This is a genomic window from Mucilaginibacter puniceus (genome assembly GCF_054783175.1).
Genome location: NZ_BAAGRB010000002.1, coordinates 1,048,061 through 1,073,346, shown reverse-complemented (window position 1 = coordinate 1,073,346; position 25,286 = coordinate 1,048,061). Strand labels below are relative to the sequence as shown.

Here is a 25,286-nt window from a genome sequence, read left to right as displayed (position 1 = left end):
TTTACTTAAAAGTTTGGGCCTTTCAAGTTTTCCAAAATCATTCACCACTAGTTCTCTCTTTTTGACTCAACAGGTATCTCTGCTAAAATTTACTACTATCGAGTCATATTTTTTAAAGCCGGTAACGGCTTTTTTTATTGTTTCTTCAACCTCTAACTATATTCTAAGCAAAGTTATCCAATAAAACAAGTGAAAAAAGTGTTATTTTTTTACAGTGCAAAAGTCCTCGTTTTAACATATTTTATAGCTAAAAAATGTTAAGGATGAGTTTTTCTAAGAAATTATCACATAAATTATTTTGGTTTTATTTAGCCTAAAAACGCGCGCTTTCAAAACTCCAATATCTTACCCTTATTCTAGCGTCTAATCTTCCTTTGTAGGTTTATAAACCCTAACCCTATTTTTATCCAAAGTGGTAGTAAACTACACACTTTAAATATGTTGAAAACTTTTGGTGGTAAAAAGTGTTAAAAAGTGGTAAAACAAATTTACTTTTACGTTACAATAATTGCCGAAGTGTAACTATGTCCAATTTTTTAGGTGAATTTGATTGTAAACTGGATGCCAAAGGACGCATGATGATCCCTGTGGGCCTCAAAAAACAGCTTCCCGAAGCTGTTAATGAGGGCCTTGTGATCAATCGTGGTTTCGAGAAGCACCTGGTTATCTACACCCGAAAAGAGTGGAATAAAATAGTTGACGACCTAAGCAAACTCAACCAATACGAGAAAAAGACCCGCGAGTTTATCCGTTATTTCACCCGTGGCGCTTCTGAATTATCGCTCGATTCTGCCGGGCGTGTGCTATTGCCAAAGGCTTTGTTAGAATATGCGGGCATTAGCGCCGATGTGGTGTTGGCTTGCCAGTTTAACAAAATTGAAGTTTGGGCGCAGGATGCGTATGATGCGCAAATGGATAACGAGCCTGAGAATTTTGCTAACCTTGCCGAGGAGGTAATGGGTAATGCAGGAAGGAGGAATGATGAGTAATTATCATAACCCCGTTATGCTGCAGGAGTGTATTGAAGCCTTAAACATCCGCAAGGATGGTACTTATATAGATGTAACTTTTGGCGGTGGCGGCCACTCGCGCGAGATATTAAAGCACTTGGGCGATGGTGGTACTTTGGTGGCTTTTGACCAGGATGCCGACGCGCAGCAAAACATGATCAATGATGATCGTTTTATTTTTGTTGATCAAAACTTCCGCTACCTTAAAAATTTTAGCCGCCTGCATGGTGTTATCCCGGTAGATGGCATATTGGCCGATCTGGGTGTTTCGTCATACCAATTCGATCAGGCCGAGCGTGGCTTCTCTATTCGTTTTGATGCGGAACTGGATATGCGCATGAATCAGTCTTCTGACCTAACCGCCAAAACGGTGATCAATACTTATAGCGAGGCTGACTTGCATCGCATTTTTGGCATCTATGGCGAGATACAAAATGCCAAATCATTAGCTAATACTATAGCTACTTCAAGGCTTAACGCGCCAATTAATACCGTTGCCGATTTAAAGAATGCTATCGCCAACCGTATCCCTAAAGGGAAGGAAAATAAATATCTGGCGCAGGTTTTTCAGGCGTTGCGTATTGAGGTTAATCAGGAGTTAGAGGCACTGAAGGAGTTTTTAACTCAATCGGCAGAGGTGTTGGTATCGGGTGGTCGCCTGGTAGTGATGTCTTATCATTCGTTAGAGGATAGGCTGGTAAAAAACTTCATCGCCAAAGGCAAATTTAGTGGCGAGGTTGAGAAGGATTTTTTCGGGAACGATCAAAAACCATTTGATGCGGTAAGTCGCGGAGCGATAACGGCATCAGAGCAAGAGATAAAAGAAAATAACCGTGCACGTAGTGCCAAATTAAGGATAGCTGTAAAAAAATGACCAATCGTTTACGTACAGAAATTCAGGAAGAGGAAGCTGAGAAGGAATTAATTGTTGAGGAGAAACCCGTAAAAAAGGAAATCCCCGATAATTTTTTAACCCAGTTTTTAAGTAAAGGATTCATCACTACTGATGAAGCTACCCGTGCTTTGCCCTTTGTTTTATATGTAGCCTTTATTGGTATGATATATATTGGCAACAGGCACTTCGCCGAAAAAAATATACGTGATATTGATAAATTAACCAAAGAGGTAAAAGAGTTAAGCTGGGATTATAAAGTAACCAAGGCCGACCTTGCCTATAAAAGTACGTTAACCGAAGTTGCCAAGCGTGCCGATACTTTGGGCGTTCGCGAATCTATACAGCCCGCGCAAAAATTAATAGTAAAGGAGGTGACCAATGGGAATTAGAACCAATATACTATTAAGGGTTTATATAGCTTTTGGCTTAATACTGCTTTTTGCTGCTGCGGTTGTGATACAATTATACCGGGTGCAGCGTGTACAGGGCGAAAAATGGAAAGCAATGGCATTCGCGCGATCTACCAAATATGAAAATATAGAGGCATCGCGAGGCAATATTTATTCGGTTGATGGAAGTTTATTGGCTACATCGGTTCCTGAATATGAGTTGCGCATGGATATGTTGGCGGGTGGTATTGCTAAAGACAAGGTTTTTTATGAAAAGGTAGACTCGCTGGCTACTAAACTGGCACAACTTTACCCGGATAAAACTTTCACCCAATATTCAAGGATGCTGCGCGAGGCCCGTGCGGATAGTAATCGCTATCAATTGATACGACGCCACGTTACTCACCAGGAATTAAAGAAAATACGCAAGTTCCCGATTTTTAAAATGGGTAAGAATAGAGGCGGATTAATTGCATTACAGCAAAACAAACGCATCCTGCCTTTCCGCTCATTGGCTGCCCGTACCATAGGCTATAAAAACGAGAATGTTAAAAACTCGGTTGGTTTAGAGGGTGCTTATGCCGATTATATCAATGGCGAAACGGGCAAGCGTTTAATGCAACGTATTGCCGGTGGGGTGTACATGCCTGTAAATAATGGTGAAGAAGAAATTCCCGCTAAGGATGGTGCCGATATTATTTCGACCATTAATGTAAACTTTCAGGACATTGCCCAGAAAGCATTAAAAAAACAATTGGATAGTGTACAAGCCGATTTTGGTACGGTAGTATTAATGGAAGTAGCTACCGGGGAGATAAGGGCCATTGCCAATTACACCCGCACTAAAGATGGCGATTACCAGGAAAAGTTCAATTACGCCATTGCTTATGAGGCCGAGCCTGGTTCTACATTTAAACTGGCATCGTATATGGCTTTGTTGGATGATAAAAAAATTGATACCGGCACCTTGGTGGATGTAATGCATGGCGGTCCTTACGAGATACGTAACCCAAAAAACGGCCGCGTTGTGTTAAAAATTAAGGATGCTGATGATGAAGGAGGTATAATAAGTGCCCGTCGTGCTTTTGAAAAATCGTCAAATATTGGTGCAGCTAAACTAATTACGGCTGCATATGGTAATAATCCATCAGCGTTTACAGATAAGTTATACTCGTGGCATTTAAATGAGCCAAACGGCTTGCAAATTGAGGGCGAGGGTATCCCTTTAATTAAAACGCCAAAATCAAAATACTGGAACAATTTGCAAAGTTTAGCGCAAATAGCATACGGCTATGAATCTAAATTGTCGCCATTACAAATGTTAACCTTTTATAACTCGGTAGCTAATAATGGTAAAATGATCTCGCCAATTTTTGTACGCGAGATCAGGCAGATGGGTAACACGATAGAGCGCTTCCATGCAAAAGTGCTTAATCCACAGGTATGTTCGCCCGAAGCGTTAGCCAAGGTAAAAGGGTTATTGGAAGGCGTTATTGAAGAAGGTACAGGTAAAACGCATATTAAAAATAAACTATATAGCGTTGCCGGTAAAACAGGCACTGCGCAAATAGCCAATGGTTCATTAGGTTACGGCGAAAAAAACGCACACCAGGCATCATTTTGTGGTTATTTCCCGGCAAATAACCCTAAGTATTCTATGATTGTAGTGATCAGTAACCCGCGTAAAGGCTTGCACCTGGCAGCATGGGTAGCCGGGCCTGTTTTTAGGGCAATTGCCGACAGGGTTTACTCAAGTGATCTGCGTATCAATCAAAAACCGCAGGAGCATTTGGTGGGTAATACCAATCCACCTAAAGTGAAAGCCGGTAATACCAAAGCCTTAAAGCAAGTATATGCTATGCTGGGGGTTAAACCACTTTATGCAGATGCTGCCAATAACACGGTAGACACCAGTAACGGCATTAGCTATGCCGATGTGGAATACAAAAGCGGCACCGTGCCAACTGTAACCGGCATGGGATTAAGCGATGCTCTGTATCTATTGGGCAATGCGGGGTATAAAGTTACGGTGCGTGGTAGTGGAATGGTTAAAAATCAATCGGTAACCGGTGGAAGTAGGATACCAAAAGGATCAAGAATAGCGATAACATTAGAATGAGGAACTTAAGCGACATATTACAAGGGCTTCCTTTTACCGAACTGCAGGGCAGTGCTGATGTAGCCATCAGCGCCGTTGTGTTTGATTCGCGTAACGTAGTGCCGGGTTGCTTATTTGTTGCTGTGCGTGGTACCGTTGTTGATGGCCATGACTATATCGAGCAAGCCATTAAAGATGGTGCTGCTGCTGTTATATGCGAAGAATTACCAGGCCACACTGCAGGTGAGGTTAACTTTTTAATGGTAGCTAATTCGGCAGAGGCATTGGGTATTGTATCTGCTAATTTCTATGATAATCCATCAAAAAAATTAAAACTGGTTGGAGTTACCGGTACCAATGGCAAAACTACGGTAGCTACTTTATTATACCAACTTTTCCGCGATCTGGGTAATAAATGCGGATTGCTATCAACCGTCGAAAATCAGATCAACGGGAAAATTATCCCATCTACCCATACTACACCCGACCAGGTAGAACTGAACAGGCTACTAGATGAGATGGTTGCCCAGGGCTGCGATTATTGCTTTATGGAAGTAAGCTCGCACGCGGTAGCGCAACACCGTATAAGCGGGTTAAGCTTTGCAGGCGGCATATTTACCAACTTAACGCACGACCATTTAGACTATCATAAAACCTTTGATAATTACCTGAAAGCTAAACGGGCATTTTTTGATGGCTTGTCTAAAAACGCTTTCGCCCTAACTAATAATGATGACCGTAATGGCAACATCATGTTGCAAAACACCAAAGCGCACCGCAAAAGCTATGGCCTAAAGACCATGGCCGATTATAAAGCCAAAATTTTAGAAAATCAGTTCGGCGGCTTATTGCTGAATATTGATAATGAAGAAGTTTGGTTTAAAATGGTAGGCAGCTTTAATGCCTACAATCTGCTGGCTGTATTTGCTGCCGCGATGCTGTTGGACCAGGATAGGTCAAAGGTATTAACCTCATTAAGCAAATTATCAGGTGCCGAAGGAAGGTTTGATTATGTAGTTGGTCCGGATAAAGTAATCGGCATAGTTGATTATGCCCACACCCCCGACGCGGTACAGAATGTGTTAAGCACCATTCATGATATCCGTAAAGGCAACGAAAAAGTAATAACTGTAATAGGCTGCGGCGGCGACAGGGATAAAACCAAGCGCCCCGTGATGGCTAAAGTGGCCTGCGAGTGGAGCGACAAGGTAATACTAACTGCGGATAACCCACGCTCAGAAGATCCGGAAGCTATTATAAAAGATATGGAACAGGGCGTGGATATGGCTTTTAAAAGACGCACGGTGAGTATTGCCGACCGTCGTGAAGCTATAAAAACCGCTTGTATGCTGGCACAACCGGGTGATATCATATTATTAGCCGGTAAGGGACATGAAAAGTACCAGGAAATTAAAGGTGTGAAAAATCACTTTGATGATAAAGAAGAGTTACTGAACCAATTTAAATTGATGGGATAGATGTTATACTACCTGTTTACTTACTTGTACAAAGAATACCATATCCCTGGAACCGGGGTGTTTCAATACATCACGTTCCGCATGGCTATGGCGGTTATCACCTCATTGTTGGTAACAACAGTTTATGGTCGCCGGCTGATAGATTATTTACGCTTTAAGCAGGTAGGCGAAACCGTGCGGAATTTGGGTTTAGAGGGCCAGATGCAAAAAGCAGGTACACCAACCATGGGGGGTATTATCATCATTCTGGGGGTATTGGTGCCAACACTATTGTTTGCTAAACTGGATAACATATACATCATTTTAATGCTGGTAACAACAGTTTGGTTAGGTACTATAGGGTTTTTGGATGATTACATTAAAGTATTTAAAAAGAATAAGGAAGGCTTAGCAGGCAGGTTTAAAATTACCGGGCAAGTTGGTTTGGCTTTGATAATTGGATTTACCATGTATAGCAATCAGAGTATTGTCATACGCCAGGAGGTGACATTGCCGGTGGAGTATGATGCACCAATTAGCAAACATATTAAAAACAACAAGACCATTTTTACACAGGATGTGCAATCAACCAAAACAACGGTACCGTTTTATAAAAATCACGAATTTGATTATGGTAAGGTGGTTAAGTTTTTAGGAGAGGGTTATGAGCGTTATACGCTGATGGTATTCATGCTGTTCACTATTTTCATCATTACGGCAGTGTCCAATGGTGCTAATCTGACGGATGGTATTGATGGATTGGCTACAGGTACGTCCGCCATAATCGGATTCACATTGGCTATACTGGCCTACGTATCAGGTAGCGTAGTATTTTCTGATTACCTGAATATCATGTACATCCCTAACTCGGGCGAGCTGGTAATTTTTGCCGGAGCGTTTGTGGGTGCTTGCGTAGGCTTTTTATGGTACAACGCTTTTCCGGCGCAGGTATTTATGGGCGATACCGGAAGCCTTACCATAGGTGGTATCATAGCTGTATTTGCCATTTTGATACGCAAAGAATTATTGCTGCCGGTATTGTGCGGCGTATTCCTGATAGAGACTTTGTCGGTTATGATACAGGTATCATGGTTTAAGGTCACTAAGAAGCGTTTTGGCGATGGCCGCAGGGTGTTTTTAATGGCACCATTGCATCACCATTACCAGAAGAAGGGATTTCACGAAGCTAAAATAGTAACACGTTTCTGGATCATCGGTATAATACTGGCCATTATAACTGTAATAACATTAAAACTGAGATAAGTAAAATGAGTAACAAAAACAAAATCGTGATCCTTGGTGCCGGCGAAAGCGGCGTGGGTGCGGCATACCTTGCCCAACAGCAGGGGTATGATGTTTTTGTATCTGATTTTGGAGCTATTTCTGATAATTATAAACAACAACTGCAAGGTTGGAATATCCGCTTTGAAGAAAGCCGGCATACCGAAGCCGAAATATTAAAAGCTGCGGAAGTAATTAAAAGTCCCGGCATTCCTGATAAGGCACCTATCATCAAAAAAATTAAAGAAAACGGCATATCTATTCTTTCTGAGATTGAATTTGCGGGCAGATATACTGACGCGAAGATTATAGGCATAACCGGATCAAACGGCAAAACTACTACCACCAGTTTAACCTACCATATATTAAAAAATGCTGGTTTAAATGTGGGCCTGGCAGGTAACATTGGCAAAAGCTTTGCCTACCAGGTAGCTACCGAAAAGTTTGACTGCTATGTACTGGAGCTAAGCAGTTTTATGCTGGATGATATGTACAAATTTAAAGTAGATATTGCCGTGCTATTAAATATTACGCCTGACCATTTGGACAGGTACGACTATAAACTGGAAAACTACGCGGCATCAAAATTCAGGGTTACGCAAAATCAAACCGGGCAGGATGTATTTATTTACTGTGCAGACGACCCGGAAACTATAAAGGGAATGGCAGGGCAACTCATTAACGCTATACAGTTGCCATTTTCTATTGAAAAAAAGATTGAACCGGGGGCTTATCTCCAAAACGACAATATTGTCATCAACGTACACCAACAACATTTCACAATGTCAATTACAGAATTGGCCCTGCAAGGCAAGCACAACATTTACAACTCGATGGCATCGGGTATTGTAGCAAAAGTGCTCGAATTACGCAATGATACCATCCGCGAAAGCATGGGCTCTTTTAAAAACATCGAGCACAGGCTGGAGTTTGTTGGCAAAATATCGGGCATAACGTTTATTAACGACTCGAAGGCTACCAACGTTAATTCAACCTGGTATGCACTGGAAAGCATGACCAATGATGTAGTGTTGATTTTGGGTGGTGTAGACAAGGGAAATGACTACACCATGTTGAAAGATCTGGTTAAACAAAAGGTAAAAGCTATAGTTTGTTTGGGCAAGGATAACAAGCGCATCCACGAAGCATTTGAAGATGATGTTGATGTAATTGTCAACACATTTTCGGCACAGGAAGCGGCACAGGTTGCTTACCACTTGTCTGAAAAAGGCGATACGGTATTGCTATCGCCCGCCTGTGCAAGTTTTGATCTGTTCAAAAACTATGAAGACAGGGGCGATCAATTTAAGGCAGCAGTAAAAGAATTATAAAATGAACCAGATACTAAGTAATTTAAAAGGAGATCGCTGGATATGGCTAATAGTCATATTGCTGTCGCTTATTTCATTGCTGGCCGTTTATAGCGCTATTGGTACCCTGGCTTATAAACGAGGTGTGGGTGCCGAGTCTATTTTAATGAAACATTTGGCCATGATCATTGCCGGTATTGTGCTGATGTATATTTCGCATAAACTGGATTATAGGTATTATTCAGGTATCTCCAAATTATTAATGATCATTACTATACCACTGCTGCTATATACTTTATTTTTTGGTTCACATATTAATGGAGCCAGCAGGTGGATAGCTATACCGGGTACAGGCCTTAGTTTCCAAACATCAGATATGGCCAAGCTGGCATTAATTACTTACCTGGCCAGGACGTTATCGCGTAAGCAGGAAAATATAAAAGATGTAAAAAACTCATTCATTCCCATAATTAGTTCAGTGTGTTTGGTATTTGTGCTTATTGCTCCGGCCAACTTATCAACCGCGTTGATGTTATTTGGTGTAAGTATTTTGTTGCTGATCATGGGCCGTATAAGTATTAAGCAAATAGCAGTCACTTGTCTTGCCGGCCTGGTATTGTTAGTGTTAATGGTTGTTACCGGAGTTGGTGACAGGAACGATACCCGATTATCGCGTATAAAAACGTTCATGGATCCTGAGCAGGCAGATCCCGCTAAAACTTTCCAGTCTGATCATGCTAAAATAGCTATTGCAAGTGGGGGGTGGTTTGGCAAAGGTCCGGGTAAAAGCAGCGAGGTAAATTCATTACCCGAGGCATACTCTGATGAGATATACGCTATTATAGTTGAAGAGTACGGCATGTTAGGAGGTGTAATATTAATAGGCATTTACCTGTTCCTGTTATACCGATGTATAAAAATTGTAACCAAAGCGCCAAAAGCGTTTGGTGCGCTGCTGGCCGCGGGGTTAAGTTTCAGCTTAACCATACAGGCGTTTGCCAATATGGCGGTAGCAGTAGGTCTAGGCCCGGTAACCGGGGTGCCGCTACCATTTATAAGTATGGGCGGTACATCCATATTGTTTACCAGTATAGCGTTTGGTATCATACTATCAGTAAGCAGGGATATTGATGAACCCAAGAAAGTGGTAGTTGGCGAGATAAGAGAAGTAGCGGCGTAGCCGCAGTAATTAGAGATTAGAAAATAGAGATTAGTTTAAAATAGTAATCAGTGTAATCAAATAATAGATCAGTGAAATCAGGTAAAAGGATCATAATTAGCGGTGGCGGTACAGGAGGACATATCTTCCCGGCTATTGCTATTGCCAATGCTTTAAAAAAGCTTGATCCTGCTACCGAGATATTATTTGTTGGCGCACTTGGCCGTATGGAAATGGAAAAGGTTCCGGCTGCGGGTTATAAAATTATTGGTTTAGATATACAGGGCATACAACGTAAATCTATCTGGAAAAATTTAATGTTCCCTGTAAAACTGTTTAACAGTGTATACAAGTCTAAAAAGATATTAAAAGATTTTAAGCCTGATGCTGCTGTTGGCGTAGGGGGATATGCGTCGGGACCGTTATTGTACGCTGCACAATTACGCGGCATACCATATTTGATACAGGAGCAAAACTCGTACGCGGGTATTACCAATAAATGGTTGGGTGGCAAGGCAAAAAAAATATGTGTGGCTTTTGATGGTATGGAACAGTTTTTTCCTGCGGACAAGATCATTAAAACCGGTAATCCTATCCGTAAGGAATCGGTAGATATTGCAGGTAAACATATCCAGGCTTTGGAGCTGTTTAACCTCGACCCTAAAAAGAAAACTATACTGGTTACCGGCGGCAGCCTGGGCGCGCGTACTTTAAATAATAGCGTAATGGGCGGCTTAGATAAACTGATAGAGGCCGATGTGCAAATTATATGGCAAACAGGCAAGTTTTATTACCAGGGTATAAAGGAGCAGTTGGGCGATCATCATTTAGATATTAAAGTGATGGAGTTTGTAAACCGTATGGACCTGGCATATGCAGCCGCGGATATTATTATATCACGAGCCGGCGCGGGTACTATTGCCGAGCTATGTGTAATTAAAAAACCGGTTATACTGGTGCCATCGCCAAATGTGGCCGAGGATCATCAAACCAAAAACGCGCTGGCATTAGTGCAGGAGCAGGCTGCCATATTTGTAGCAGATAGAGATGCGGAGGCTAAACTGATTGATAAAGCAATTGAATTATTAAAAGATAAAGTAACACAAAAAAAATTAAGCGATAATATCAGCAAACTGGCTTTGCCAAATGCCGATGAAGTTATTGCGCAAGAGGTTATCCAAATAACAAATAACAATTAAATCCCGGGCCCTCTTTTCCAAAAAGAGAGGGCCTTTTTTAAAAAGAAAATGGAATTAAACAACATACAACGGGTTTACCTGATAGGGATAGGGGGGATTGGCATGAGCGGCCTTGCCCGCTATTTTGCTCATTTAGGCTGCATTGTATGTGGATATGATAAAACCCCAACAGATTTAACCGACGAGTTAAGGAATGAGGGTATACAATTGGTTTTTGAAGATAGCAGCGAATTGGTACCTAAAAGCTTTAGGGATAATGAGCCGGATACGTTAATCATTTATACACCCGCTATCCCAAAGGATTCCGAAATATTAAATTTCTTCCAGCAAAAAGGATTTACGCTGTACAAACGCTCGCAGGTATTAGGCATCATCAGCAAAAGTAAGTTTACGGTTGCTGTGGCGGGTACACATGGTAAAACTACTACCAGCTGCATGGTAGCGCATATATTAAAAGACTCCGGTAAGGATTGCTCGGCATTTTTAGGTGGTATTGCCTCTAATTACAATACCAATGTGCTGTTTGGCGATAATGATATTGTAGTAGTAGAAGCGGATGAATATGACCGTTCGTTTTTAACCTTATATCCGGATACGGCTATTGTGACCTCAATGGATGCCGACCATCTGGATATTTATGGCGATCACGCGCAGTTGACCGAATCGTTCCAATTATTTGCCGGGCAGATAAAAGCGGGCGGTACTTTAATAAACCATAAAGGCTTGCCTTTAGATGGTGGTACAACCTATGCCATTGATGGTGGCGCTGACGTTAACGCATCAAACATCCGTGTAGAAAATGGTGACTTTTATTTTGATTTTGCCAACAACCAAACTACCATATCCAATATTAAAATGGGTATAGCGGGTATACATAATATTGATAACGCGGTTGCTGCAATTGAAGCTACCCTACGTTTAGGTGTAAATGCTGACGCTATAAAAAGTGCCTTGGGGTCATTTAAAGGCGTAAAGCGTCGTTTTGAATATATCGTAAAAAATGATGAGCATATTTATATTGATGATTATGCGCATCACCCCGAAGAGTTGCGGGCGTGCATATCGTCCGTAAAGAAGCTATATCCAAATAAAAAACTGACTACCATATTTCAGCCGCATTTATTTACCCGCACGCGCGATTTTGCCGATGGCTTTGCCGAGGTTTTGGATATGAGCGATGAGCTGTTGATGCTGGATATTTACCCGGCAAGGGAGATGCCTATTGAAGGCGTAAACTCTGAAATGGTATTGGCCAAAATGAAACTGGCTAACAAAAGAATGATAGGAAAACAGGAAGCTATTGAATTGGTGAAAAATGAACAACCAGAACTGCTTTTAACCGTAGGCGCGGGCGATATTGATACATTGGTTCAACCTTTAAAAACAGTATTAAGCAATGTTTAAGAAACCTATTTGGCGGCATATATTAATTGGATTTGCCTGGCTGATAAGCCTGGGTGGATTGGTTACGCTAATGAGTTTTATCGAAATTAAAAAAGCCGAAGTAGTTTGCAAGGATGTAAAAGTATATATACCCGGTAACCAGTATTTTATAGATAAGCAGGAGGTGGAAAATATTTTAAAACTAAGCAGTAATATGCTGGTGGGCCGTAAGCTGGATAAAATAAACATACATGAATTGGAGGGTAGGTTAAAAGCAAATCCGTTTGTAGCATACGCTAAGGTATATGCCGATATGGATGGTATTATATGGATAGAGGTAATACAGCGCCAGCCAATAATGCGTATAATGAACCAATTTGACCAGGATTTTTATGTAGATGAAAACGGCTTTAAATTGCCATTGTCGGGCAATTTTACGGCAAATGTGCTGGCTGCAAATGGATATATAGACGAGCCTTTTGGCGGTACGGTAGATACATTAAGAACGTCATTAGCCAAGGATGTTTTTAAGACGATCAATTTTATACGCCGGGATGCTTTATGGAACGCGCAGATAGCACAGGTTTATGTAACTGCCGACCATGAAATTGAATTGATACCAAGGGTGGGTAACCAACGAATATTGTTAGGCAATGCCGATTCATTGGAAACCAAGTTTTATAACCTGTTGGTATTTTATAAACAGGCATTGCCACAGGTTGGGTGGGATGCCTACAAGCAGATAAATATCAAATACTCCAACCAAATTATAGGAGTAAAAAATGGAAAAGCGGATTCAACAAAGGTAAATATACCTGTTGCAGATTCGGTACAATTAAGTAAAGACACATCTCTAATTAAACACTAATATGGACAAGAGTTCAACACAAGAAAAAAGTTCGCCAATTGTAGTGGGATTGGACATAGGCACCACTAAAATATGCGCAATTGTTGGCCGTCGTAGCAAAAACGGTAAAATTGAGGTATTAGGAATTGGCAAGGCCGAGTCTGCGGGAGTAACCCGTGGTATGGTATCAAACATCGACAAAACCGTACAGGGTATTACCGCTGCGGTTGAAATTGCGGGCGCGCAATCCAATGTCGAGATCAGGGTAGTAAATGTAGGTATTGCTGGGCAGCACATTAAAAGCTTGCAGCACCGTGGCCTGATAACCCGCCGCGACCTGCAATCAGAAATATCCCGCAAGGATATTGATAAACTGGTTGAGGATATGTACAACCTGGTAATGCCTCCGGGCGAGGAGATCATCCACGTATTGCCGCAGGAATTTACTATCGATAGCGAGCCGGGCATCAAAGATCCTATCGGTATGGCAGGTGTACGTTTGGAAGCCAATTTCCATATCATATCGGGCCAGGTAACTGCTATTAAAAACATAGTAAAATGTGTTAACAAAGCAAATTTAGAGAGCCAGGAGTTGATATTGGAGCCATTGGCATCGTCCGAGTCGGTATTAAGCGACGAAGAAAAAGAAGCAGGTGTTGTATTGGTTGATATTGGTGGCGGTACTACCGATGTGGCCATATTCCACGAAGGAATTATACGCCATACCGCGGTTATTCCTTTTGGTGGTAATAGCGTTACAGAAGATATCCGTGAGGGTTGCTCAGTAATGCGCAACATTGCCGAGCAGTTAAAGGTGCGTTTCGGATCGGCGTTAGCTGAAGAAAACAAAGAGAATGAGATTGTATGTGTTCCCGGTTTACGCGGCCGCGAACCTAAAGAGATATCCGTAAAAAACCTGGCATTTGTTATCCAGGCCCGTATGGAAGAGATCGTAGAGCATGTGTATTATGAGATCAAATCATCGGGCTATGAGAAAAAGCTAATTGCCGGTATAGTAATAACCGGTGGTGGTGCGCAGTTAAAGCATTTGCCACAATTGGTAGAGTTTGTTACCGGGTTAGATTGCCGCGTAGGTTATCCTAACGAGCATTTGGCAAAAAACGAGGTGTTGCCTAAAAATGTGTACGAAGAAATGCAAAGCCCAACTTTTGCTACAGGTATTGGCTTGTTGATAAAAGGTATACAAAAAATGGAGTACGAAGGCATGACCGAGATACCGGTAACCGCAGCCGTAAAAGCCGAAAAAACCAAATATGCCGATGATAAAAAGTTTGGCCTTTTTGGTAAAATACTGGAGAGCGGTAAGAAATTTATTAAAGACGATATTAAAGACGAAGACTTTTTAAAATAGGCGGCGGCCCCACCCAAACCCTCCCCGGAAGGGAGGGCTTTAAAAAAGTCTCCCCTACCGGGGGAGATTTAGAGGGGGCCGGTAATTATTCACAACGTTTCAATTTTTCCACAATACAGCCAAATGTGGAAAAATCTTGTTGAAAAAGTCATAATATTACAATGGTGAAATATAAGTATTCGTCAAATCTACATATAACTGAAAAATAGGATTATGCAATTTGAGATGTTAAAAGAAAAGTCGTCTATCATCAAAGTTATTGGTGTTGGCGGCGGCGGTGGTAACGCGGTAAACCACATGTACAAGCAAGGTATTACAGGGGTAGACTTTATAATTTGTAATACTGATGCCCAGGCATTGGAACTAAGTCCTATCCCCAATAAGGTACAATTAGGTGCCAGCCTTACCGAAGGTATGGGTGCCGGATCGATACCCGAAGTTGGAAAAAATTCAGCTATAGAAAATATTGACGACATTAAGCAAATGCTTGGTGCCAATACCAAAATGTTGTTTATTACAGCAGGTATGGGTGGTGGTACCGGTACAGGCGCAAGCCCTATCATTGCCAAAGCAGCCCGAGAGATGGATATATTAACCGTAGGTATCATAACCACCCCTTTCAGTTTTGAAGGCAAGCGCCGTAAAATGCAGGCCGAAGAAGGAATGGAAGAGTTAAAGAAATATGTAGACTCTTTCCTAGTGATATCAAATGACAGGCTGCGCCAGATATTTGGTAACTTGACATTAGGATCGGCATTTGCACAGGCAGATGATATTTTAACTACTGCCGCCAAAGGTATTGCCGAGATCATTACCTTACCCGGTTATATCAACGTTGACTTTAAAGATGTGCGCACCGTAATGAAAGACAGTGGCGTATCCATCATGGGTAGCTCGGCCGCCGAAGGCGAGAATCGCGCTTTAAAAGCGGTTGAAGGTGCTTTGTCATCGCCATTATTAAAAGATAACGAGATTGAAGGTGCACGTTACATCCTGTTAAACATCAGCTCTGGCGAAAAAGAGGTGACCATGGATGAAGTGAGCATTATTACTGATTATATACAGGAAGAAGCCGGTTTAGCTGCTGATTTGATCTGGGGTAACTGTAAAGACGAAAGCCTTGGCGAAAAACTATCGGTAACTATCATCGCAACAGGTTTCCAAACTAAGGATGAGCGCGAGCAGGAGCAAAACACCAAAAAAATTGTATCTATGCTGGTGCCTGATGAACCGTTGGTACGCCCGGTAAATGAATTTATTACCCCGGTAGCTGCTGATGCACCTGCCGAGCCTTACATGAAACAAACCAAAGAGGAGCAAAAGCAAACCCAGGTTGATCTTTTTGATCTGTTTGGTAATACGCCGGAAGCTAACGCGGTAATATTTAACATGGATGACGACCATGATGATGAGGAAGAGCAGGTTGAACAAAAAGTTCAGATGCCTGAAATGACCTTCAAACTGGCCGACCCGGAAGTGTTTATGGAGCAGGGTGAAACAATTGTAACCTTTGAAGCACCAACTCCCGAAGAAACCATAATGGCAGAAGCAGAGCCGGAAGTTGCTCCTAATGCCGACGAAAATAAAACTGACGAATCAATTGAGGAGCAGTTACGCAAATCGCGCGAGCGTATTATGCGCCTGAAAGACCTGAGCATGAAATTGCGTACAGGTAATATACAGGAATTAGAAAACGTACCGGCCTACAAACGCAAGGAAATAGCTTTACAGCAAACTCCTGCAAGCGACGAGAGCCAGGTATCAAGATTTTCATTATTACCTGATGATGAAGGTAAAATTGAGATACGTAACAACAACTCGTTTCTGCATGATAATGTAGATTAATATTAGAGTCAAGAATTAAGAATCAGGAGCCAAGACAGTTTGTTAAGGCTATCTATAAAATACACCGCAAGAGTCAAAAATCAGGACCAGGATGCTAATCTTGTTTCTTGATTCTTGGCTCTTGCGTCTTTATAGCTATATTTGTAATTTAAAGCAAACAGTACATTGGATTTATTTGATAAGATAACAAAAAGCATGGGCGGGCCGCTGGGCCAGCACCAAAAATGGTCGCACGGATATTTTTCATTCCCACGTTTAGAGGGCGAAATAGGCGCGCACATGATGTTTAACGGCAAAGAGCATTTGGTTTGGAGCCTGAATAATTACCTGGGTTTAGCTAATCATCCCGAAGTTAGGGAGGCCGATGCAAAAGGCGCTGCCGATTACGGTATGGCTTACCCTATGGGTGCAAGGATGATGTCGGGTAACTCGGTTCACCATGAAAGTTTAGAGCAGGACCTGGCCGCATTTACAGGCAAGCAGGACGCGTTTTTATTAAATTATGGTTACCAGGGCATGGTGTCGATTATCGACTCGCTGGTGAGCCGTAATGACGTTATAGTGTATGATGCCGAGTCGCATGCCTGCATAATTGATGGGTTGCGTATGCACATGGGTAAGCGTTTTGTTTACCAGCATAACGATATGGAAAGCTGCGAGAAGCAATTGGAACGTGCCACCAAATTGGCGGAGCAAACCGGTGGTGGTATATTATTGATAACCGAAGGTGTTTTTGGTATGTCGGGCGTGCAGGGTAATTTGAAAGATATCATTGCGCTAAAAGGCAAATATGATTTCCGCTTATTGGTTGATGATGCACATGGTTTTGGTACCATGGGTAAAACAGGGGCCGGTACGCACGAGGAGCAGGATTGTATTGATGGTGTTGATGTATACTTTGCTACTTTTGCCAAATCAATGGCAGGTATAGGCGCTTTTGTATCTGGCGATAAACAGGTTATTGATTACCTGCGCTATAATATGCGCTCGCAGATATTTGCCAAATCATTACCTATGCCAATGGTAATGGGTTTAAAAAAGCGTTTTGAACTATTAAAATCGCAACCACAATTACGCGAGAAACTATGGACGGTAGTTAATGCCTTGCAAAAAGGTTTAAAAGAGCGTGGTTTTGATATAGGCAATACCAATACCATGGTAACACCTGTATTTTTAAAAGGCGACCTATACGAAGCCACCACACTTACCCGCGATCTGCGCGAAAACTATGGCATTTTCTGTTCAATTGTAATTTACCCGGTTATCCCTAAGGGATTAATATTACTGCGTTTAATACCAACCGCTGCGCATTCGTTAGCCGACGTACAACGTACGTTAGATGCATATACCGAAATGGGCGAGAAGCTAAAGGCAGGATATTATAAAGAGAAAGCAGCAGCTATTACCCAATAGCAGGCCTTACATATTTACTAAAGCCTTTCGTAAAAAGCGAAAGGCTTTTTTGTTGGCTCATATTTTAATAAGCTAATAATAAATGCTTTATTAAAAGATAAACAGCGTTTTATGTGGAAAAAAATAAGTCGCTAATCTTATTTTAATAGGTCGATGGCTTTTTTTAATAAAAAACATTTTTTAGATTAGCTTAAGTAAACTATAAACCTCAAAACACTAAAGGAGTAATTAAATGAAAAAATTTACTGAAGTAAAAAAATTGATCGACTCGCTCGAAGCTGATGCCGATAAATTTTACAACAAGGGTAACAGTGCAGCCGGTACCCGCGTGCGTAAAGGTATGCAAGACCTTAAAAACTTAGCTCAAGCTATCCGTTTAGAAGTACAGGAAGCTAAAAACAAAGCAGCTAAGTAAGCAAAGAAATTAAAACTTTTAGTTTAAACCCGGCTGCACGCAGCAGGGTTTTTTTACGCGGTAATTTTTTGAGTCTCGCTGATGATCTTTTGCGCAGTGTGATCACTTACCTGTACTAACGGCAAACGTAAAGTATCGCCACATACACCTAATTGTTTAAGCGCGGTTTTAACACCCGCCGGGTTGCCTTCAACAAACATTAAGCGGGTAAATTCAACCAGGGCATAATGGCCTTTTTGAGCAGCTTTAAAATCACCTTTAAGCGCAAGGCGTATCATATTTGATAACTGGCGTGGCAAAGCATTACCAATTACTGATATTACACCTACACCACCAATGGCCATCATAGGCAAAGCTACCGCATCATCTCCTGATATGAGCAGAAAGTCCTCCGGTTTATCGCGGGCTATCTGGTTAAACTGGTCAAAGTTGCCTGATGCTTCTTTAATGCCAATAATATTTTTAAAATCATTAGCCAGCCTGATAGTAGTATCGGCACTAACATTGCTACCTGTACGGCCCGGTACATTATATAACATCACCGGCAAGGGCGAGTTTTGCACAATAGCTTTATAATGCTGGTAAATACCTTCTTGCGTAGGTTTATTATAATTAGGGCTTGCCGATAGGATGGCGCTATACCCTGTTGTATTAAATTGTTTTAACTCCTCAATTACTTCGGCTGTGTTGTTGCCGCCAATACCGGCCATAAGCGGTACGCGGCCATTGTTAGCTTCCGCAGCGAATGCCCAAACTTTCTTTTTTTCGTCGCTGGTTAACGTAACGCTTTCGCCGGTGGTGCCTAATATTACCAGGTACTCTACGCCACCATCAATTACATAGTTGATCAGGTTTTTTAACCCGTCATAATCCACTTGTCCATCTGCCTGAAAAGGGGTCACCAAAGCTATCCCTGTTCCGTAAAATTTGTTCATGTTCGCAATTAAGGTTGCAAATATAGTAAATAGGTATTATAGTTCATGGTTCATAGTTGATGGTTTGTTCGCCTTCACTATGAACCATGATCTATGAACTATCAACCTAATTAAAGCCCCAACCGTAACCGCAATGCCGAGTTATTATTGCTGCCGCTGTTAAATGATTGCCCGTAAACTATCCTGAAATTAAGATATTGAACGCCTATACCCAGTTCGGTGTAGTTTTTCAGGTCGGGGGTGGTCAGGTAATTTACATTTACAATTTCCTGCAGTTTTAATTGACGTATAAGCGGTACCTTGTTTAAAATAAAGCCCGAAAAATTTTGCTCTACATGCGCCTCCAGGTATTGCTTATTGGTACTGTACAGGTAATAATCTAATAATAAAAAGCGCGATACACCTGCCTGGTAAAACAAGGTTTGGTTACCTGCAAATTGTTTATAATCAGGGAATGACAGGTTGTTTGCATTAACAAATTTACCTGCCGCTATATAAAACGACGTACGCCCATACATACCTAATTTGATGTTGTTTTTTGAAACATCAACACTCACCAGGTCATAATCAACGGTTGATCCTAAGGCGTTTTTAATGCCCTTGGTATAAGTAAAACCTATTGTTGGGTATTTGGATGCCAGGTAGCGTTTACCTGCCGGATAAGTCTCGTATTTATTACTAAAATCATAGCTGGTACGCAGGGTAAGTGTAAGTGCTTTATTCTCATTAAACAACGGAACATCAGCTGTTGGAATAAACGGGTTGTTTGATGTAAATTCCTTACCTGCCGGATGGAAGATACTGTTAAATGCTGTATTGGGCAGCCATTTACGGTTGGCCCACTCTAATGTTGCGCTTGCGCGCCAACCACCACTTATACGGCCATTTAAATGAATATTAGCAAATTGCTTTTGATATAGTTTTTGAAAATTCTGTCGTCTCAACAAACTATAAACCGAATTTATAAACGGTGTAATAGGTTCGGTACGATTCAGATCTACCACATCCGAACCAACATTGGTACTTAAGGTGAAGCCTTTAACGGGGACGGTTGCATTAATACTACCATTCAATAAATGATTAGAAAAGCCGTAGCGCACTTTTGCGCCTAAACGAAAATAGCGGTTATTTACAGTATCAAATTGTTTAGTGTATGAGGCGCCGTAATTAATAGCCACGCCCTCAACCGTATTGTATAACAATGAACCTAACAAAGCATCAAAACGATAGGTTTGCTTGGTATAACGGTTACGGATGCTTATTCCATTCAATAAAAAACCTCCTGCACTTACTTTATTCCGCACCCTGTCAACCGAGTCCATATATTCCTTTGACTCGCGCCGTTGGGCTATTTTATCTTTTTTGATATAATCGTTCTCCTCTTCTTCAGTAAGTGGAATAGGGCGTTCTTTTTCCCAGTAGAGCGAATCCTTTTTATTTACCCCCGCGGTAATGCGCAATACCTCGGCAAAATCTTTCTTTTTAAACGATGGGTTAAGGTCATAGTTTTTGTATATAGATATATAATAACCGCCAAATTTAAAGCCCAATAAACCACCGGTAAATTCAAAATTTACTGCAGATGGCATCCACGTTTTTTCAACCGGGAAAAATTGCTGGCTTATTTTCACCGTGTCAACAAAATTGATATTTGCTTTTTTGGTGATCAGTAAATTTAATTCATATAGCCGCCAGCTATCCTCCAAAATATAAATAATACCTTCAAAGCAGGGGTCGTAACCGCGTTTAGGGATTATTTGTATCTTGTTGATAGTTTGGCCATTTTCTTCGGTGGCACCAAGTAATTTATAGTTATAGTAAAACAGTGCATTCTCAGCCACCGGCGATATCAGCGGGCGGTTGCTCAAACCTTCCCAATTTTGGAAGTTTTCATAAAAGTCAACCTTTAGGTCTGATGCCCGGTTATAGCTAAAGGCACGATTTTGCCCTGATACTTTTGATGATATCATCTCTTCGTGCACCTGTCCCGGGTGTAAATAGCTGTATTTAAATTCAGACTCTGATAAGTAAATAATACCCTTACGGTTCGAGTCTAATCCGATTTCTCTTCCTATTTGATTGATATCGCGCCCTAAAAAACTTTTTGGGGCGCCCAGTAATTTTTGTAGTCCTTTTATATATACCTCGCAGGTATAGGCTTTAACTTCGTTTAAATAGCCCTTTCTTTTTTTTATCGCTTTGCGGATGATAGCATACGCCGGGTCTTCGCCGCTACCGGTAATATTAACATCTTGTAACTCATAAATTTCGGTAGTTAAATTGATGTTTATGGTTTGGCTGGCTCTAAAATCCACCTCGCGTGTAACTGGCTTATAACCTACAGCTTTATAAACAATAGTATACTGTCCGGCTTTTAGTTGCAAATTGTATTCGCCCTCACTATTGGCAGATGTGCCAATGGTGGTGTTTTGTATATGTACAGTTGCAAAAGGAATGGGGTTTGATTGCTCATCGGTTACTTTGCCACTTACAAATAATTGCGCGGACGCGGTAATTCCTGTTAGCAAAAATAGTAATAAGGTTAGGGTTAGTTTCATTTACCTGGTTTAGTATATTACTAATATGCGGTAATTTGTTTAATGATGCTAAACTAATTTGTTAATTATTGTTAAACATTATCTAACTGTCATTTCGAACATAGTGAGAAATCGATACACTTACAACATGAACGGGTGTATAGATTTTATCGCTACGCTCAAGAGGTAGTTCTCCTCGTACCTCGTTCGAAATGACATATCGGTGAACTTATTCTATCATCCCCATTAACTCCTCATCGCTGATAATAGGGATATTTAGCTTGGTTGCTTTTTCCAGTTTTGACGGACCCATATTATCACCGGCTACCAAATAATTCAACTTAGCCGATATGCTGCTTAATATTTTACCGCCGTTTTGTTCAATAATATCCTTTAACTCATCCCTCGACCGTTCAAAAGTGCCCGATATAATAAAAGTTTTGCCGCTTAGTTTTTCACTGGCCAGGGTAACCACTTTTTCTTCGGCAACAAATTGTAATCCATGAGCTTTTAGCTTTTCAATTTCGTCAAGGTGTTGGGTGTCGCTAAAATATTCAATTAAGCTTTGAGCAATGCGTTCGCCAATTTCTTCAGCAGCCACCAATTCTTCTAACGAAGCAGCGATCAAACTATCTATATTTTTAAAATGATTAACCAGTTTTTTCGCCACGGTTTCGCCAATATAGCGTATGCCTAAACCAAACAATACTTTTTCAAAAGGCATTTGTTTGGATTTTTCAATACCCTCCAGCATGTTGTTAATTGATTTTTCGCCAAAACGGCCCATCTGCTTTAACTCTTCGCTATGGTTGTGCAATTCATATATATCGCTTATGCGTGTTATAAATCCACGCTGATAGAGTGTATCAATAGTTTCATCGCCAAGGCCATCAATATTCATGGCTTTACGGCTGATGAAATGCTGCATTTTACCCACTATTTGCGGCGGACAACCTTCATCATTAGGGCAGTAATAAGCTGCTTCTCCTTCCTGGCGAACCAATAAGGTATTACATGCCGGGCAATGGGTTATGTATTTTATGGCTTTAGCCCCGGGCTGGCGCTTATCCATATTTACACTTATAATTTTAGGGATGATCTCGCCGCCCTTTTCAACAAAAACCCAGTCTCCCTCGTGTAGTTGTAGTCGTTTTTCAATCTCGTCGGCATTGTGCAGGGTAGCGCGTTTTACCGTAGTGCCGGCCAATAATACCGGTTTTAAATTAGCAACCGGGGTAACCGCGCCGGTTCGGCCTACCTGGTAGGTTACAGCAAGTAATTCCGTTTGTACCTGGGCGGCTTTAAATTTATACGATATGGCCCAACGTGGCGATTTAGCCGTATAACCCAGTTCCTGCTGTTGATTATAGTTGTTTACTTTAATAACAATCCCATCAATATCATAACTTAGGTCAAAGCGTTTTTTATCCCACTCGTTTATAAAATCCAGTATGTCATTAATGTTATGGCATAGCCTGCTTTCATCATTTACATGAAAGCCCCATTGTTTAACAGCCTGAAGGCTTTCCCAATGGGTTTTAAATAATTGCTTATCGGTATATAACCCGTACAAAAAACAATCTAATGGTCGCCTAGCTACCTCGGCCGAGTCCTGCATTTTTACCGTGCCTGATGCAAAGTTGCGGGGATTGGCATAAGGCTGTTCCCCATTTTCAATGCGCTCGTTATTTAGCCTTTCAAAAGCTTTTAGGTGCATAAAAACCTCGCCGCGTATCTCAAAGTGGTCGGGGTAATTGCCTTCGGCTAATCGCTTAGGAATGGTGTTTATAGTACGTATATTGGTAGTTACCTCATCGCCCTGTACCCCATCGCCACGGGTAACGGCACGAAGCAGTTTGCCGTTTTCATAAGTTAAACTCATGGATAGGCCATCAAACTTCAACTCGCACACATACTCAAAATTATCACCAATGGCTTTGCGCACGCGTTGGTCAAAATCAATTAATTCCTGCTCATTGTAGGTGTTACCTAATGATAGCATGGGCCACTTATGCTTAACCGTAACAAACTCCTTGGTAATGTCACCCCCTACAACCTGCGTTGGCGAATCAGGGTCAGCAAACTCAGGGAATTGCTTTTCCAGTTGGTTTAGTTGTTCCAATTTTTGGTCAAACTCAAAGTCAGATATGGTAGGCATGGCCAGCACATAGTAATTATAACTATGCTGTTTTAACTCGGCGGTTAAGTTTTGTATTTGTTTTTTAGCTTCAGCGGATGACATAGAGCGAAGATAGTAATTGATAATAGTTGATGATAATTATAGGCTCTTTAACTGTTAATTTTTGTTAAATTTTTTGAATTTTTTTTCACGGGTATTAAATTTGTTCCCCGAATTTATAAACCAACAACTTCAATGAAAAAGGGCAGCAAATTTTTAATTTTATTATTTGCAGTATCGCTATTTGTTATTGCAGATTGCAAAGCACAAGTTTATGTCAGCAAAATACCGGTAGTGCCAAAATATAAGCTACCAAAAAAGCTTTCAAAACATTATGTATGGGTTACGGACGAATGGATGGCTGGTAAAAAAAAGTATATATATGTACAGGGGCATTGGGCTTATCCTCCTACAGAAACTTCTACATGGGTAGATGGCTTTTGGCGTAAAACAGCTAAAGGATACATACGTGTAAATGGCCATTGGGATTACGGCGCCATAAATTAGCAACTGTAATACCTCATTAATTAATAAAAATCATAACATCTGCGCAAACCTTCAAACCTGTAATAAGCGTCGCGAGACGGTAATGGAGTTTGATAGCCGATGTTTGCTTCGGTAATACCGCTTGTGTTGCTATAATTAAGGCCCGATACAGGCATATCATGGCTTATACCTAAGCGCATTCTTTCGGTACTGCTGCCATTGATACCCAGATCAAATATTAATGAAAAGCCAACCGAACTAGGACCTATCTGCCCGCCGCTATGGTACCATACCCCGGCGTTAAGCATGCCGCGTTTAAACTGTACTCCGGCGTTTAGTGTTTGGGCAGAGGACTGCCGGTTATATACTACCGATGGGATGACATACATTTTTTCGTCATCATATAGGTTTTGGCCCTCGGTTAAATCCCAGCGATAACTGACATGGGCCACACCACGCATATCCAGCTTTGCCGGTGCTCCGGTAAACGATTGGTTAGGCCTGTTAATATGTTGTACGGCTCCGCCAATATTAAATTCGCCAATAACCAGGTTAAGGCCCGCACCCGAGTCAAAGTAAAATTTATTGTCAAATAACAAAGGTTCGGCTGCCGACGGAGTGCCGGGTATGTAGCCAATGCGGGGGTCTATCTGGTCATAAAAAACCAACTTGTCGCGGTTAATACTGCGGTTGGTAATGCCAACCTGTAACCCAAATGATAATATAAATTCTTCGGAGCCAACACTATAGGCATAAGTAGCCGCAATGGCATTTTTATTTAAAAACGCGGTACCCTCGCTGCTGCGGTTAAACATTAAGCCCACGCCGCCGCCAAACTGCGGCATATTATAATCAATAGCCGCGGTGGTATAATTTAAGTTTCCGGGTAATGATGTCCATTGACTGCGGTGTATTAAATTCATCCGCAGGTCGCCTTCAAATTGGCCTGTAAGTGCCGGGTTAAGGTATAAAGGAGATTCAAAAAACTTGGTATAAATATGGTCCTGGCCTAATACATTTAAGCACGGGAGCAATATAGCGGGGATAAGTAATAACAGGTTTTTGACTATCTTCAT

At 41.4% G+C, this 25,286-nt stretch carries 20 protein-coding genes; 16 read left to right on the top strand and 4 right to left on the bottom strand.

What is annotated here, in order from left to right:
- Positions 1-524 precede the first annotated feature (524 nt).
- The 15 genes from mraZ (at position 525) to ACYVJ6_RS11770 (ending at position 18,073) form a co-directional block, all read left to right on the top strand.
- Positions 525-989: a division/cell wall cluster transcriptional repressor MraZ gene (gene mraZ / locus ACYVJ6_RS11840; RefSeq protein WP_460694274.1), complete on the top strand. Its 465-nt coding sequence runs from the start codon at positions 525-527 to the stop codon at positions 987-989.
- Complete coding sequence (gene rsmH / locus ACYVJ6_RS11835; RefSeq protein WP_460694628.1) at positions 979-1,884, top strand: 16S rRNA (cytosine(1402)-N(4))-methyltransferase RsmH; 906 nt, start codon at positions 979-981, stop codon at positions 1,882-1,884. Before mraZ ends, rsmH begins: the two co-directional genes overlap by 11 nt.
- Positions 1,881-2,294 carry an FtsL-like putative cell division protein gene (locus ACYVJ6_RS11830; protein ID WP_460694273.1) on the top strand — a complete coding sequence of 138 codons (414 nt, stop codon included), beginning with the start codon at positions 1,881-1,883 and terminating at the stop codon, positions 2,292-2,294. The genes rsmH and ACYVJ6_RS11830 overlap by 4 nt, the downstream gene beginning before the upstream one ends.
- Positions 2,284-4,413 (top strand): penicillin-binding protein, encoded by a 2,130-nt coding sequence (locus ACYVJ6_RS11825; RefSeq protein WP_460694272.1) that lies wholly within the window; start codon positions 2,284-2,286, stop codon positions 4,411-4,413. Before ACYVJ6_RS11830 ends, ACYVJ6_RS11825 begins: the two co-directional genes overlap by 11 nt.
- Positions 4,410-5,870, top strand: coding sequence for a UDP-N-acetylmuramoyl-L-alanyl-D-glutamate--2,6-diaminopimelate ligase (locus ACYVJ6_RS11820; RefSeq protein WP_460694271.1), 1,461 nt, complete (start codon positions 4,410-4,412; stop codon positions 5,868-5,870). The genes ACYVJ6_RS11825 and ACYVJ6_RS11820 overlap by 4 nt, the downstream gene beginning before the upstream one ends.
- Positions 5,871-7,112 carry a phospho-N-acetylmuramoyl-pentapeptide-transferase gene (mraY, locus tag ACYVJ6_RS11815; RefSeq protein ID WP_460694270.1) on the top strand — a complete coding sequence of 414 codons (1,242 nt, stop codon included), beginning with the start codon at positions 5,871-5,873 and terminating at the stop codon, positions 7,110-7,112.
- A gap of 5 nt (positions 7,113-7,117) precedes the next feature.
- Positions 7,118-8,461, top strand: coding sequence for a UDP-N-acetylmuramoyl-L-alanine--D-glutamate ligase (gene murD, locus ACYVJ6_RS11810; RefSeq protein ID WP_460694269.1), 1,344 nt, complete (start codon positions 7,118-7,120; stop codon positions 8,459-8,461).
- A 1-nt stretch (position 8,462) separates the two neighbouring features.
- Positions 8,463-9,620 carry an FtsW/RodA/SpoVE family cell cycle protein gene (locus tag ACYVJ6_RS11805; RefSeq protein ID WP_460694268.1) on the top strand — a complete coding sequence of 386 codons (1,158 nt, stop codon included), beginning with the start codon at positions 8,463-8,465 and terminating at the stop codon, positions 9,618-9,620.
- A 71-nt stretch (positions 9,621-9,691) separates the two neighbouring features.
- A complete protein-coding gene (gene murG, locus ACYVJ6_RS11800; protein ID WP_460694267.1) occupies positions 9,692-10,798 on the top strand; it encodes an undecaprenyldiphospho-muramoylpentapeptide beta-N-acetylglucosaminyltransferase in 1,107 nt (368 codons plus the stop codon).
- A gap of 48 nt (positions 10,799-10,846) precedes the next feature.
- Entirely contained in the window at positions 10,847-12,202 is a 1,356-nt protein-coding gene (gene murC, locus ACYVJ6_RS11795; protein WP_460694266.1) for a UDP-N-acetylmuramate--L-alanine ligase, read from the top strand.
- On the top strand, positions 12,195-13,049 hold the full coding sequence (locus tag ACYVJ6_RS11790) for a cell division protein FtsQ/DivIB (protein ID WP_460694265.1): 855 nt from the start codon (positions 12,195-12,197) through the stop codon (positions 13,047-13,049). The genes murC and ACYVJ6_RS11790 overlap by 8 nt, the downstream gene beginning before the upstream one ends.
- A 1-nt stretch (position 13,050) precedes the next feature.
- Positions 13,051-14,400, top strand: a complete 1,350-nt coding sequence (gene ftsA, locus ACYVJ6_RS11785; RefSeq protein ID WP_460694264.1) for a cell division protein FtsA — start codon at positions 13,051-13,053, stop codon at positions 14,398-14,400.
- 213 nt (positions 14,401-14,613) lie between these two features.
- Entirely contained in the window at positions 14,614-16,245 is a 1,632-nt protein-coding gene (ftsZ, locus tag ACYVJ6_RS11780; protein WP_460694263.1) for a cell division protein FtsZ, read from the top strand.
- 165 nt (positions 16,246-16,410) lie between these two features.
- Complete coding sequence (locus ACYVJ6_RS11775) at positions 16,411-17,658, top strand: aminotransferase class I/II-fold pyridoxal phosphate-dependent enzyme (protein WP_460694262.1); 1,248 nt, start codon at positions 16,411-16,413, stop codon at positions 17,656-17,658.
- A 232-nt stretch (positions 17,659-17,890) separates the two neighbouring features.
- The gene (locus tag ACYVJ6_RS11770) at positions 17,891-18,073 is read left to right on the top strand and encodes a histone H1 (RefSeq protein WP_460694261.1); all 183 of its coding nucleotides are present in this window, start codon (positions 17,891-17,893) and stop codon (positions 18,071-18,073) included.
- 53 nt (positions 18,074-18,126) lie between these two features.
- Here ACYVJ6_RS11770 and dapA read toward each other — a convergent pair whose 3' ends face one another.
- The 3 genes from dapA to ligA form a co-directional block, all read right to left on the bottom strand.
- Positions 18,127-19,008: a 4-hydroxy-tetrahydrodipicolinate synthase gene (gene dapA / locus ACYVJ6_RS11765; protein ID WP_460694260.1), complete on the bottom strand. Its 882-nt coding sequence runs from the start codon at positions 19,006-19,008 to the stop codon at positions 18,127-18,129.
- A 110-nt stretch (positions 19,009-19,118) separates the two neighbouring features.
- A complete protein-coding gene (locus ACYVJ6_RS11760) occupies positions 19,119-21,566 on the bottom strand; it encodes a DUF5686 and carboxypeptidase regulatory-like domain-containing protein (protein ID WP_460694259.1) in 2,448 nt (815 codons plus the stop codon).
- Between the two features lie 208 nt (positions 21,567-21,774).
- The gene (gene ligA / locus ACYVJ6_RS11755) at positions 21,775-23,787 is read right to left on the bottom strand and encodes an NAD-dependent DNA ligase LigA (RefSeq protein WP_460694258.1); all 2,013 of its coding nucleotides are present in this window, start codon (positions 23,785-23,787) and stop codon (positions 21,775-21,777) included.
- Between the two features lie 132 nt (positions 23,788-23,919).
- On the opposite strand from ligA, the gene ACYVJ6_RS11750 reads away from it, so the two are divergent.
- The gene (locus ACYVJ6_RS11750; RefSeq protein ID WP_460694257.1) at positions 23,920-24,231 is read left to right on the top strand and encodes a hypothetical protein; all 312 of its coding nucleotides are present in this window, start codon (positions 23,920-23,922) and stop codon (positions 24,229-24,231) included.
- Positions 24,232-24,251: 20 nt separating this feature from the next.
- Here ACYVJ6_RS11750 and ACYVJ6_RS11745 read toward each other — a convergent pair whose 3' ends face one another.
- Positions 24,252-25,286: a PorP/SprF family type IX secretion system membrane protein gene (locus ACYVJ6_RS11745; protein ID WP_460694256.1), complete on the bottom strand. Its 1,035-nt coding sequence runs from the start codon at positions 25,284-25,286 to the stop codon at positions 24,252-24,254.